We start from the raw sequence: 13,205 nt of genomic DNA, 5'->3' as shown, positions 1-13,205 counted from the left end.
GTATTTCTGCGTGCGGCGGGTTCTGGGAACGGGTTTTTTCGCTCCCGGGCACGGTTGGCGGGCAGTCAACTGATGGATGTGATCTACCAGTTGGGTCGTGACCCTCCCGGGTGCCGCGCTTGGGCAATGCGTCCCGGCGTGACGCGGCCTGGGTGTTGAGCTCCGGTGATAAGCCGCCGGCCGCTCTGTGCCCGCAGGGCATACCCACGATCTGCCATGAGTACACTCGCCCACCATGGGTAAGGCCAGCCGGAAAAGAAACTCCCACAACATAGTTGAGTTCTGTTCATGCGCCGGCTCTTCCGTCGGGCGCGGGACGGTTCTGCGACACCCGACTGTCACCGCGGGCGTGACGTGAGGCGCCGCTCTAACAGGGGCCGGCACGCGCAGTCCCGGGACCCGCGCGGACACTGGCTGCTGCTGATCCTCGTCCTCCCGGTGATGTTCGGCGCGCTGCTCTTCGAGGGCTGGACCACCCACGAGGTCGACGCCGCGAAGACCAAGCGGGACTGCACCACCCCCGTGCCCAAGGCCGTGGACAAGGGCGGCCCGGTGGTCCGCATCGACGACGGCGAGGTGCGGTCCGCCGCGATGCCCGCCCGTACCGTGGCACTCACCTACGACGGCGGGCCCGACCCCGTATGGACCCCGCGACTGCTCGACCTGCTGCGCAGGCACCGTGCGCACGCGACCTTCTTCCTCAAGGGCGCGCAGGCCGCCACGCACCCCGACCTGGTACGGCGGATCCACGCCGAAGGCCATGAGATCGGCTCCAACACCTACACCGGCGCCGCCATGGGCTCGGCATCGCCCCTCCGCGCCTCGCTGGAGCACTCCCTCACGCAGAAGGCGCTGGCCGGTTCCGTGGGCATCCACACCGGGCTGCTGCGGCCGCCGCAGACCACCGAGGTGGACACGATCTGCGGCGCCGAGTGGAAGGCGGCGCGGCAGGCCGCCGACAAGGGCTACACGCTGGTCGCCGCCGACCGCTGGTTCCGGAAGCCGTCGCAGGGCGTCATCCGGCAGTTCAGCCAGAACGAAGACGCGTACACCGGCACCGAGAAGCTGCTCGCCGACCGGAACGTGGAGCGGTTCACGACGGTGACGGCCGGGGCCGGGCTGCTCTCGACCGAGGAGCCGGTGTCCGTCGTCGAGCGGTTGCAGGGCAAGGCCCTGATCTGGGCCAAGGCCCTCGGGCACGCGTTTGTGAGCGCCATGGCCTGGGTGCTCGGGGTCGCCGGCGGGCTCGGTGTGCTGCGCCTCCTGATGCTCGTACTCTTCGCCCGCGCCCACGTCCGGCGGCTGACGCGCTACCACCCAGGGGCGCCCCGTCTACGGGAGGTCACCGACCCGGTGACGGTCCTCGTACCCGCCTACAACGAAGAGGCGGGCATCGAGTCCACCGTCCGTTCGCTGCTCGCCGCCACCCACCCGTACCTGCAGATCGTCGTGATCGACGACGGGTCGACGGACGACACGGCGGACATCGCCGCCCGGATCGACGACCCGCGTGTGCTGGTGGTCCGGCAGGCCAACGCGGGCAAGGCCGCGGCCCTCAACACCGGTCTGGCGCACGCGGCGCACGACATCGTGGTCATGGTCGACGCCGACACCGTCTTCGAGCCGGACGCCGTCTACCGGCTCATCCAGCCGCTGGCCCACCCGGCCGTGGGCGCGGTCAGCGGCAACACCAAGGTCGGCAACCGCCGTCGTCTGCTGGGCAGATGGCAGCACCTGGAGTATGTCTTCGGGTTCAATCTCGACCGCCGGATGTTCGAGGTGCTGGAGTGCATGCCGACGGTCCCCGGCGCCATCGGTGCCTTCCGCCTGGACGCGCTCATGGGCGTCGGCGGGGTCAGCGAGGACACCCTCGCCGAGGACACCGACCTCACCATGGCCCTGTGGCAGGCGGGTTGGCGGGTGGTCTACGAGGAGTCCGCCATCGCCTGGACCGAGGTCCCCACCTCGCTGCGCCAGCTGTGGCGCCAGCGCTACCGCTGGTGTTACGGGACGATCCAGGCGATGTGGAAGCACCGCCGCGCCGTCGTCGGGATGGGCCCGGCCGGCCGCTTCGGCCGTCGCGGACTGAGCTATCTGGCTCTCTTCCAGGTCGCCCTTCCCCTGCTCGCGCCGGTCGTGGACGTCTTCGCGCTCTACGGGTCGCTGTTCCTCGGCCCCGTACAGGCGGCCGCGGTGTGGCTCGGCTTCCTCTCTCTCCAACTTGCCTGCGCCGGCTATGCCTTGCGCTTGGACGGCGAGAAGGTACGGGCCCTGTGGGTGATGCCGTTTCAGCTCTTCGTCTACCGGCAGCTGATGTATTTGGTGGTCATCCAGTCCGTGGTGGCCTTCCTGCTCGGCACCCGGCTGAGGTGGCAGCGCATGCACCGTTCCGGCACCGCCGCCCAGCAGATCGGGCAGCCGGTCGCGTACCAGAGCCTGCCGCGGTGACGGCGGGGATGACGGGGCGACGGTGACGGCGGGGATGGCGGCGGGAACCGGAGTGGCGGACGCGCCGTCAGAACCTCCGCCCGGCGCTCGCGGGCCGGACAGAAGCCGTCGTTCACATGTGTTCACAGGAGGTTTGCGTGCTGTTCAGTGACGAACCCGTGAAGGTGCAGACTGCCGACCATGACTGACTGGCTGGACGGAGCGCCCGACGCGAACGGGTACGGGAACCGGTACGGAAGCCGGTACGAGGGCGCATACGACGGCGTACCTGATGGCATATCCGGCGGCGTATCCGGTGGTGCGTACGGCACGTCCCGTGGCTTGTCGGGTGGCTGGTCAGATGGCTTGTCGGGTGGTGTGTCCGGCGGAGCACGGGAGCCGCTGTCCGCGGAGGTCGGCGCGGGACAGGTGTGGCGCCGGGGTGACCATGCGCCCGCCGAGCACGACGCCGCGGAATACGCCTCGGCCGGGCACCCGCCCGCCGAGTACGCCCCTGTCGAGTACATGCCCGCCGAGTACATGCCCGACGAGCACCCCCCTCAGCCGCAGCCGCCACGGCCCCCGCGCAGCCTTCGCAACGGTCACATGGTCAGCGGCGGCAGCCGGCCCTCCCGGCGCAGGGCGCCCGCCGCTCGCCCCAGCCGGCGCCGCCGTCTCACGCGGGCAGCGGTCCTCCTGACCTCCGTGCTCCTCGTCGCCTCCGTCGGCACCTATGTCTGGGCCGATACCAGGCTCAACCGCGAGGTCGACCTCAGCGAGCTCGCCGACCGCGCGCCGCGGGGCAAGGGGACCAACTACCTGGTCGTGGGTTCCGACAGCCGGGTGGGCCTGTCCGAGCAGGACCGGAAGGATCTGCACACCGGCGGCTCGGCGGACGCGGGCCGCCGCACCGACTCGGTGATCCTGCTGCACACGGGCGCCCACGGCACCACGATGCTGAGCCTGCCGCGCGACTCCTGGGTGACTGTTCCGCCCTACATCCGCTCCGAAACCGGCAAGCACTACCGCGCATCGAAGAACAAGCTCAACGCGGCGTTCTCGCTCGGCGGCCCCGACCTGCTCATTCGCACCATCGAGCGCAATACGGGGCTGCGTATCGACCACTACACGGAGATCGGCTTCGCCGGCTTCGTCGGCATCGTGGACGCGATCGGCGGCGTCCCGATGTGCCTGGACAAGGACATCAAGGACGAGAAGTCGGGCGCGGACCTGAAGAAGGGCTGCCACACACTCGACGGCCGCACGGCCCTGGCGTTCGTCCGTCAGCGCCACCAGGAGGCCCATGGCGACCTGGGCCGGAGCCGGAACCAGCAGAAGTTCCTGGCCGCCCTCGCCGACAAGGCCGCCACCCCGGGCACCCTGCTCGACCCGTCCACGGTCTACTCCACCGCGAGCGCGGGCCTGGACACCCTCATCGTCGACGAGGACACCGCTCTGCCGAACCTCACCTCCCTCTTCAAGGCGATGAAGAGCGTCACCTCCGGCAACGGCAAGCGCCTCAACGTCCCCGTCTCCAGCATCGGCTTTCCGACCTCCAAGGGCAGCGCCGTGAAGTGGGATCTTCCCCGGGCGAAACGACTCTTCGGCGAACTGCGGAACGACCGGCCGGTGAGCTTCGAGGGGGAGAGCTGAGGGCGGGACCGGAGGGGCGGGCCGGGGGCGGACCGGAGGGGCCCGCGTGGGGGTGAGCCGGTCGTTGCGGCCACGCCGGCCCCTCAGCGGCTGACTCGCTGAGGCGCTGACGCCCGCCAGGTGGCCGCCCGCGAGCCGGCGCCGGCTCCGACCACGGCCCGCGCACGTCCGGGCGCCCGCCCACTGGCCTCCCCGCCCGGATGGAGAGAGCGTGGTACTGGGGCCACCGAGGCCCCGAGATCACCGAGGCCCCGAGGCCACTGAGGTCACCGTGGCCAGTGAGGCCATCGACGGACAGGTGCGGGCACCGGGCCCGCACCCCCTCCGCTCTCCGCGGGAAGTGACTTTCGATGTTTTTCCGGTACGACGACCACGTCATCGGCGGATGGGGCTGGTTCGCGATGGCGATCAGCATGCTCTTGTTCCTGGCGCTGATCGTCACCATCGTCTTCCTGCTCTGGCGCGCCATCACCCGTTCCGGCCCCGGGGGATGGACCGGCCCGCTCCGCACCTCCGGCGCCGAGCAGCTCCTTGCGGAGCGTTACGCACGCGGCGAGATCGACGAAGAGGAGTACCAGCGACGCCTGGCAACCCTCCGCGGCTCCCGTCCGGGCGGCTCCCCGCCAGGGGCGGCCAAATCCTGAGGCGCGCGGCGCACTCCTGAAGCGCGGCCACGGGAGCGGCCGCCCCGCCCACCGGCCGCCGTGTGATGCATGCACGGATACGCCCGCGCAGCCGGTCGAGCCGGTCGAGGACGTAGGGCGTGGGACTGCACCGCCTCGGCGATGTCGGGGCTTGCGGAGGACAAGCCGTCCGGCGGCGGTGCCGCCACGGCCGTCGCCGCCCGGGCTCGCCGCACCTCCGGCGGCAACGCCTGGCCACCGTCCCTGGAACCGCGACGGGGCCGGGCCGCTCCCCCTCTCCAGGACGGCCCGGCCTACATGAACCGCGCCAAGCCACTGCCTACAAAAACCACCCCAAGCCACTGTCGAGCGACCAGGTCTGCCAGCTCACCGCGAGCAGCGCCGTAGCCGATATCAAGGTCATCATCAGGTTCTGCCCCTGCTCCGCCCAGTCGTGGATCATCAACACGAGGTAGATCAGGTTGAGCGCCGCCCCGGCGACCAGGGCGACCGGTGTCAGGAAGCCGATGATCAGGCCGAGGCCGAGAGCCAGTTCCGCGTAGGCGACGAGATAGGACATGAGCCGGGGACGAGGTTTCACGATCCGGTCGAAGGTCCTTCGGACGACGGGCCAACGATGCTCGGCCGCGATGCCCGCTGCCCATGTGATGCCGCCGCCGGCGAACCAGCTCTTCTTGTCCTTGTGGCGCCAGCTCTCCAGCCACCACAGGCCGAGGCCGATGCGCAGAACGGCGAACCACTCGGCCCCGCTGAGCCAGATCGTTTGCATCCTTCCCCCTCGACACGGAGAACTGATGGAGCGTCAGTTCAGCCGAGTTCGGCAGATCCCGCAAGGGGCAACCTCAAGCCCAAGCCGTCCACGCCCAAGTCCAAGCCGACGTACAAGTCCAAGGCCAAGTCCGTGACGGCGCCTTGTCGTCCCAGAGGCGGGCCCATAGTCTGAATGAATCTGATGCTTCGTCAGATAGTGCAGTCGTGCGCGAACCGGCAGGCATGGGGGTACGGCGTGATCAGCAAAAAGAGCGGCACCGAGGAGCTCCCCAAGGTCATCAGCGTGGACGATCACGTGATCGAGCCTTCGCACCTCTTCGAGACCTGGCTCCCGAAGAAGTACCGCGACAAGGGGCCGAAGCCCTTCACCGCCGGCATCGGCGAGCTGCAGTACGTCGGCGGGAAGTACCGGTTCACCACCGACCCGGACGGCCAGATCACCGACTGGTGGGAGTACGAGGGCCTGCTCTTCCCGTACAAGCGCATCATCGCTGCCGTCGGTTTCTCCCGCGACGAGATGACGCTCGACGGCATCACACGGGAGCAGATGCGGCGCGGTTGCTGGGACCCCAAGGCCCGGCTGGAAGACATGGACCTCAACCACGTGGAGGCGTCGCTCTGCTTCCCGACGTTCCCGCGGTTCTGCGGGCAGACCTTCGCGGAGGCCGAGGACAAGGAGGTCGGGCTCGCATGCGTCCGGGCGTACAACGACTGGATGGTGGAGGAGTGGTGCGGGGACAGCGGTGGCCGGCTGATCCCGCTGTGCCTCATTCCGCTGTGGGATGTTGATCTGGCGGTCGCGGAGATCAAGCGGAACGCGGCCCGCGGCGTGCGCGCGGTGACCTTCAGCGAGATCCCGACGTACCTGGGCCTGCCGTCGATCCACTCCGGCTACTGGGACCCGTTCTTCGCGTCCTGCGAGGAGACCGGCACGGTGGTCAACATGCACATCGGTTCGTCCTCGCAGATGCCGGCGGCGTCCCCGGACGCACCGCCCGCCGTCCAGGCCGCGCTGAGCTTCAACAACGCGATGGCCTCGATGGCGGACTTCCTGTTCAGCGGCGTCCTGGTGAAGTTCCCGCGGCTGAAACTCGCCTACAGCGAAGGCCAAATGGGCTGGATCCCCTACGCCCTGGAGCGCGCCGACGACGTCTGGGAGGAGCACCGGGCATGGGGCGGGGTCAAGGACCTGATTCCGGAGCCTCCGTCGACGTACTACTACCGGCAGATCTACTGCTGCTTCTTCCGTGACAAGCACGGCATCGACTCGATCGAGACCGTGGGTGTCGACAACGCGACCTTCGAGACGGACTATCCGCACGTCGACTCGACCTGGCCGCACACGAAGCGGGTGGCGGCCGAGCATGTGGCGGGCCTCCCTGAGGACGTGGCGTACAAGGTTCTTCGCGGCAATGCCATCCGCATGCTGGATCTCGCCTTCGACCAGGAGTGAGCGGCTGCGCAGGCCCCTCGCTCCTGTCGCCCCTCGCGGTGGGGGAGGTGGTCACAAGAACACAAGCCTTCTTGTGATACGCCGGGCGTTTCGCCGTCAGGCGGGGTGCAGCCGCCCGGCTCACGGGCCACCTGCGCATCGGGGTCGCACTGGCCCACCGCTACTGAAGCCTCGGGTATTCACACCTGTGGCCCGCGTGCTGCCGCCACGATCCTCTCCAGGGAGGAGGCGTGCCGCTGAAATGCCCGCCGCCCGTGTGCGGTGAGCCGGAGGTGGGTGTGGCGTCCCGTGCGGTTCCGTGTTTTGCGCACCTCCACATAGCCGGCGTCTGCCAACGCTGCGACCTGTTTGGACAGGGCCGAGTCGCTGGTGCCGACGGCGTCCCGCACGAAGCCGAACTCCACCCAGTCGGCCGGAGCCAGCAGCGCGACGACTGACAACCGGGCCGGCCTCGCCCTGGCTGCCGCCCTGCCCGCCGACTCGCTCTCGGTGTGGGGACCCTCGCGGCAGCCTGAGCCGGCCCGCAGGTTCTCGGATCGCGGTCCGTACCCTCCCCAGGGTCGGGCCGCTCACCGTCCGTGGGGCACCCGGGACGCGGCCCAATCAATCGGCAGCCGGGCACCGCCACTGATAGGAGGCCAGCGTTCGCGCCCTGGCCTCGATGACCGCCATGCGGGCATCCCGCTCGGCCGTGTCGGTGTGTGACGCCTGGCTGGTCGCCTGGCCGGGCCACTTGCGGTAGAGGAGCCCCACCTCGGGCGAGAACCAGCCGCGGCTCGTGGAGTTCAGCGCGAGCAGCAGCCCCGTGTCCTCGGAGGCCGGCAGCGCCATCCAACCGCCGAGGGCGAGAAGCAGGTCACGGCGGACGAAGAGCGTCGCCGGGTGGACCTGCGCGCGGAAGCCGTTCGCCTTCCAGTAGTCGAGTACGGCGCCACGCTCGATCGGCCCCGCCTCAGGATCCCCTGGGAATCCGACCGTTGAGCCGTCGGGCAGTAGATCCAGGACGCGGGAGGTCGCCCAGCCGATACTCGGGTCGCCTTCGAGGGCGGCCAGGTCACGAGCCAGTGCGCCGGGCGTCAACTGGTCGTCGGCGTCCAGCACTTTGACGTACGCGCCGTCCGCGTGCGCCAGGGCGATGGTGCGGGCCACGCCCGGGCCTCCTGGCCGGCCCTGGCGGAAGGTGACCCGCGCGTCATCAGGGACGCAGGGGGCGACCTCGTCGCTCTTCCCGTCCTCCTGGATGACCCAGTGCCACTCCCACCCCTCGGGGAGCTCCTGGCCGCAGAGCGACTTGTACGCGTCCGGCAGGAACCGGGCCGACGGCGCGTGCACGGCGGTGACGATGATGATGCGCCGGCGCACGGCACTCACCACCTTTCCAGGGGAGTGGTGAAGAGCATTCCGTCCGGTCGCCAGGCTGCGGCGGGCCGGACGCCTGGCCGGACGGACGGCTTCAGCTTACGGCTCCTGAAGAGGGAGATCACATGGCAACGCCCGATCGCTGGCGACGGGGGATGCACCAGCGATCGGGCTGCGGCCCAGCCTAACAAGGCTGCTTGCCTGACGGGAGCCAACTGACCAGCTGCAACGGCGGGTTGTGATCGGTGTCACGTCATGTCGGCCGTCGGCACCGCTGGCCGGGCCTCGGCTCCGCTACTCGTCGCACGGAGGCGCGTACGAGAGACGGGGCAGATACTCGTGCCAAGTGTCCGGCGTCATCACGCCCCGAGTGGTCGAGCAAATGCGGCGCATGGCCGCGTCGGTGTCCAGGTTCCACAGCCGGACGGTACCGGTGCCGCTGGAGATTCCGAGCATGCGGCTGTGGGGACTGAAGGAGAGGAAATTGCCTGTTCTGGCGTTGGGGCTCATGGATCGGCCGATGGGAGTGGCCTTGGAGGGGTGGGTGACGTTCCAGAGCCGGACCATGTCGTCGTTGCCGCCGCTCGCCAGGGTGCGGCCGTCCTGGCTGAACGTGAGCGACGCGATCGCTTGGGCGTGGCCAGTGAGAGTGGAGAGGTGGGTTGCTTTGCGAGGGGCGGACACGTTCCAGAGCCGGACCGTGTTGTCGTCGCTGCCGCTGGCCAGTGTGTGGCCGTCCGGACTGTAGGCGAGCGTGTTGATGGGGCCTCGATGGCCCTTGAGGGGCGCGCCGAGTGGGGCGGCACGGCGTGGGGCGGACACGTTCCAGAGCCGGGCGGTGCCGTCGGCGCTGCCGCTGGCGAGAGTGCGGCCGTCCGGGCTGAAGACGAGGGAGTTGACGTAGCCCTTGTGGCCGGTGAGCGGGGCGCCGAGCGGAAGAAGGCGATGGGTATCCCCCCGGTCATGGGTGTCCCCCCGGTCATGGGGGTCCCCCCGGTCGAGCGAAGCCGAGTCTGAGGGAGATGCCGAGTCTGGGGGAGGGGCGCCGACGTTCCACAGCTGAATGGTGCGGTCGTCATGGGCGGTTGCCAGCGTGTGCCCGTCCGGGCTGAATGCCAGCGCTTCGGGGCCCGCGAATCGTGTCCGCAGCGCGACGGGCGGCCCGTAGGGGGCAGGTCGGGACGGGTCGGTGACGTTCCACAGTTGCACGGCGCGGCTTCCCGTCAGCACCGCGATCGTGTGGCCGTCGGGGGAGAACGCCAGCGACCGTACGTCACCCTTTTCGGGCCTGAACGGTTTGCCCAGCAGTACGGGCCGGTTGGGAGCCTTCACGTTCCACAGCCGGACCCTTTCGTCGCGGGCGGCCGTGGCGAGCACCCGCCCGTCCGGGCGGAACGCTCCGATGCGGCCGATCATGTCCGATGTCGGGATCGACCACAGGCGGACCTTGCTGTCGCCGGTCCCGGTGGCGAGGGTGCGCCCGTCGGGGCCGAAGCCCACGGCGTACATCTCGCCGCTGCTGCCGGCGAGCGGCTCGCCGACCTGCGACGGGTGTTTCGGATTGCGGACGTTCCACAGGCTCGCGGTGCTGTCCGCGCTGCCGGCGGCGAGCATGGTGCCGTTGGGGCTGAAGGCCACTGACCATACGGGAGCGGTGTGGCCGGTGAGCGGCGCGCCGAGCGGTTTCGGGTGATGTGGGGCGGCCACGTCCCACAGACGGATGGTGTCGTCCGCGCTGCCGCTGGCGAGCGTGCGGCCGTCGGGACTGAAGGCCACGGAGTGCACCAGGTCCGTGTGGCCGGTCAGCACCGTGTCGATCGGCTTCGGACGGCGTGGGTCGGCCAGGTTCCACAGCCTGATGGTGTCGTCGTCGGCGCCGGATGCCAGCGTCCGTCCGTCGGGGCTGAACGCCACGGAGCGCACGGCGGCGGTGTGGCCGGTCAGGACAGCGCGCGTCCTCGGCCGGTGCGGGTCGTCCAGGTCCCACAGGCGGACGGCGCGATCTTGGTTGGCGGAGGCCAGCGTGCGGCCGTCCGGGCTGAAGGCGAGCAGGGAGATCGTGCCGTCGTGGCCGGTCGAGGGCGCGCCGATCGGGTGCGGGTGGCCGGGGTCCCGCACGTCCCACAGCCGGATCGTGCCGTCGTCCGAAGCGCTGGCGAGGGTGTCTCCGTCCGGGCTGAAGACCGCGGTGCTCACCCAGCTGGTGTGGCCGGTGAGGGGTTTGCCCAGGGGTTTCGGGTGCGTCCGGTCCGACACGTCCCACAGCCGCACGGTGCGGTCGTAGCTCGCGGTGGCCAGGGTCCGTCCGTCCGGGCTGAACGAGGTGAGGTAGACGGCGCCGGTGTGGCCGAGAAGCGGTGTGGCCAGCGGTGCGTTCACGATCGAGATCAACCGGTTGTTCGCGCCCTCGTCGTCCGGCCGCAAGTGGTGCGCCACCAGGTCGAGCTGGGCGGACAGCGACGGATCCGTGTCCTGGACGCGATCGGCTTCGGCGAGCACCTGCGCGAACACGGCGTCGTCCCGCTGCTGCCACGCCACCACCGCCGAACCGACGGCCAGCATCGCCAGGACGACCACAGCCGCCACCGCACCGCGGCTGATCCAGACGATGCGCTTGCGCAGCCGGACCGAAGCGGCCAGGAAGTCCACCGCGTTCCGGGTCAGAAAGGGGTCCCCGGCGGATTCCGCCCAGTTGTGGGCCTGTTCCAGACGGGTGCCCCGATAGAGCAGTGAGGTGTCGCGGTTCGAGCCCTCCCAGGCTCTGCTGTCCTCTTCCAGGCGCTGGCGCAGCAGGTTGCCGTTCCGGTCCTCGTCGATCCAGTCGCGCAGCCGCGGCCAGGCGTGGAGCAGGGCTTCATGGGTGATCTCCACGGTCTCCGCGTCGAGTGTCACCAATCGGGCGCGCACCAGTGCTTCGAGCGATTCATCCGTCTTGTTGGGGTCCGTCGACTCCGCCGCCAGTTGGCGCCGGGTCCCCCGCCTACGGGTGGCCTGGGTGTCTTCGCCCAGCCGTACCAGCCTGAGAAGGAGAAGTCTCGCGGCCGTGCGTGCCGCCGGGTCGAGGCCGGACCAGGCCCGCTCGGCGGTCGCCGCCACCGCGCCCTGGATTCCGCCCGCCGCGCGGTAGCCGGCCAGCGTGAGCCTGCCCGCCTTCCGTCGCTGCCAGGTGGCGAGCAGGGCGTGGGAGAGGAGCGGCAGTACGCCCGCGTTGTGCGTCCCGCGGGGACCGTCGGCGCTGACCTCCCGCACAATCATCTCCGCGAGCCCGGGTTCGAGTTCCAGACCCACGGCCTTGGCCGGGCCGGTCACCGCTTCGCGCAGCTCCGTGGTGGTCAGCGGCCCGAGCACCATGTGCCGGTGTTGCAGCGCGTCGGCCAGTTCGGGGTACGCGAGGCATTGCTCGTAGAAGTCGGCGCGTATGCCGAGGATGACGAGCACGGGGACCGGGTCACCCGGGGAGGGCGCGCACGCGGCGTGGAGGATCTGGATGAACGCGCGCCGGCCCGCTTCGCTGGAGCAGAGGGTGAACGCCTCCTCGAACTGGTCCACGATGACGACCGGACGGGCGGCGGACGAAGCCTCGCGCCGTGCCCATGTCGTGACGGCCTCCCTCACCACGTGCCGGAAAGGGGGCGTACCGGGCTCCTTCGCCGCCGGTTCCCGTGCTGTCTCCGGGGCAGAGGCGACGTGCGCGAGCTCAGGAATCCGCCGGGCCAGCTCCGCGAGAGGATCACCTCCCGGCACAAGCCGCAGTACCTCCCTCGGCCGGCCGCTCCCGTCGCCCAGCGCGCCGTTCTCCAACGCGGGCACCAAGCCGGCGTTCAGCAGGGAGGACTTTCCCGCCCCCGAGGCGCCCACGAGCATGACCAGGCCACCCGTCTTCTCCGCCGCGCGGAGCTGAGCGACGAGGGCGTCCGTGCTCCGCTCCCGGCCGAAGAACCACCGGGCGTCTTGCTGACGGTACGAGGACAGCCCCCGGTAGGGGCACACACCACCGGGGATGGCCGGGGCTTCGACCGGCGGGCGTTTCTCCTCCACGGATGTCGCCGGGTCGCCGACCGGGTCGGCCACCGCGTGCTCCCAAAGGCGCTGCCACTGGGCCAGGTCGTACAGGCCCGTGGACACCGGAACGGGCCGCAGGCGCCGTGCTTCGGGGACCAGGACGTGCAGCACCGCCGCGAGGGCGGTGAACTGGGCAGGCACGTTCTTGGCCCGTCGCCAGTCGCTGATCCGCTGCGCGGACACCCGCACGGGCCGCCCTCGTTCGTCGACCCGCTGAAGCCGGACGACCGACTCGGCCACGCGCTTGAGGGGAGGGTTACCGGCCTCCTTGTAGAGCAGAGCGAGACGTTCCGCGAAGGCTGTGCGTGCCCCTGAGTCGGAACTCAAGGCCTCCACTCCTTACTTCCCCCGCACCTGGACATCCGGACCGGAAAACTCACTCTATACGGCTGACCTGCGGCGAAGCCGTCGGCTCACCACCGGAACCTCCTCGGAGGGAGCCGCAGCGGGCAGGATCATGTCGCAGCAGCGCGCCCCACCGCGCGCCTACTTTCCCAGACAGGCCACCAGCTCAGCGCCCGGACGGACAAGCCCGGAGAGGTACATCGTGACGCCGCTCGTTCTCGGTCAGCTTCCGCCGGAGTTATGAGACGGCGGCGACGGTCTCGTCGCGCGAGCTTGACGGATCCGGGGAACCGGTCCCGTTCGGACGGCCGTCGCGCCGACCACGGGTCCGGCCCCTTCCTCGGTCCGCACCGGTATGGCGCGGACCGACGCCGCCCCCACCGTTCGGCACCGGTCCCCACGAGGGGAGGGACCGGCGCCGGACGACGCGGCGCGTTGCGGGCGTGCGGGTCGGTACTGCGGGTCGGTACGCGGTGTCCGACGCGGGAGCG

The 13,205-nt window shown here is 70.2% G+C and carries 8 protein-coding genes; 4 read left to right on the top strand and 4 right to left on the bottom strand.

Going from position 1 to position 13,205, the window contains the following annotated elements:
- Positions 1 to 354 precede the first annotated feature (354 nt).
- The 3 genes from K9S39_RS21370 (at position 355) to K9S39_RS21360 (ending at position 4,724) form a co-directional block, all read left to right on the top strand.
- Complete coding sequence (locus tag K9S39_RS21370; protein WP_248864981.1) at positions 355 to 2,448, top strand: bifunctional polysaccharide deacetylase/glycosyltransferase family 2 protein; 2,094 nt, start codon at positions 355 to 357, stop codon at positions 2,446 to 2,448.
- Positions 2,449 to 2,628: 180 nt separating this feature from the next.
- A complete protein-coding gene (locus tag K9S39_RS21365; protein ID WP_248864980.1) occupies positions 2,629 to 4,080 on the top strand; it encodes an LCP family protein in 1,452 nt (483 codons plus the stop codon).
- Positions 4,081 to 4,430: 350 nt separating this feature from the next.
- The gene (locus tag K9S39_RS21360; RefSeq protein ID WP_248864979.1) at positions 4,431 to 4,724 is read left to right on the top strand and encodes an SHOCT domain-containing protein; all 294 of its coding nucleotides are present in this window, start codon (positions 4,431 to 4,433) and stop codon (positions 4,722 to 4,724) included.
- Between the two features lie 319 nt (positions 4,725 to 5,043).
- On the opposite strand, the gene K9S39_RS21355 is transcribed toward K9S39_RS21360, so the two are convergent.
- Entirely contained in the window at positions 5,044 to 5,493 is a 450-nt protein-coding gene (locus K9S39_RS21355; protein ID WP_248864978.1) for a DoxX family protein, read from the bottom strand.
- 237 nt (positions 5,494 to 5,730) lie between these two features.
- Here K9S39_RS21355 and K9S39_RS21350 point away from each other — a divergent pair, with 237 nt between their 5' ends.
- Complete coding sequence (locus K9S39_RS21350) at positions 5,731 to 6,948, top strand: amidohydrolase family protein (protein WP_248864977.1); 1,218 nt, start codon at positions 5,731 to 5,733, stop codon at positions 6,946 to 6,948.
- A gap of 179 nt (positions 6,949 to 7,127) precedes the next feature.
- On the opposite strand, the gene K9S39_RS21345 is transcribed toward K9S39_RS21350, so the two are convergent.
- From K9S39_RS21345 to K9S39_RS21335, 3 genes are all read right to left on the bottom strand, one after another.
- Entirely contained in the window at positions 7,128 to 7,388 is a 261-nt protein-coding gene (locus K9S39_RS21345) for a transcriptional regulator (RefSeq protein WP_248864976.1), read from the bottom strand.
- A 163-nt stretch (positions 7,389 to 7,551) separates the two neighbouring features.
- Positions 7,552 to 8,310, bottom strand: coding sequence for a glycosyltransferase family 2 protein (locus K9S39_RS21340; RefSeq protein WP_248864975.1), 759 nt, complete (start codon positions 8,308 to 8,310; stop codon positions 7,552 to 7,554).
- Positions 8,311 to 8,601: 291 nt separating this feature from the next.
- Positions 8,602 to 12,705, bottom strand: a complete 4,104-nt coding sequence (locus K9S39_RS21335; RefSeq protein WP_248864974.1) for an nSTAND1 domain-containing NTPase — start codon at positions 12,703 to 12,705, stop codon at positions 8,602 to 8,604.
- Between the last annotated feature and the right edge of the window lie 500 nt (positions 12,706 to 13,205).

The organism is Streptomyces halobius, assembly GCF_023277745.1.
Taxonomy (GTDB): Bacteria; Actinomycetota; Actinomycetes; order Streptomycetales; family Streptomycetaceae; genus Streptomyces; species Streptomyces halobius.
The sequence above is the reverse complement of the archived record's forward strand: the minus strand, read 5'-3'. Positions and strand labels throughout refer to the sequence as shown.

What these genes read in the sequence shown, in the direction of transcription:
- K9S39_RS21365 (WP_248864980.1), top strand. Translation starts at nt 2,629, where the DNA reads ATGACTGACTGGCTGGACGGAGCGCCCGACGCGAACGGGTACGGGAAC.
- K9S39_RS21360 (WP_248864979.1), top strand. Translation starts at nt 4,431, where the DNA reads ATGTTTTTCCGGTACGACGACCACGTCATCGGCGGATGGGGCTGGTTC.
- K9S39_RS21355 (WP_248864978.1), bottom strand. Translation starts at nt 5,493, where the DNA reads ATGCAAACGATCTGGCTCAGCGGGGCCGAGTGGTTCGCCGTTCTGCGC.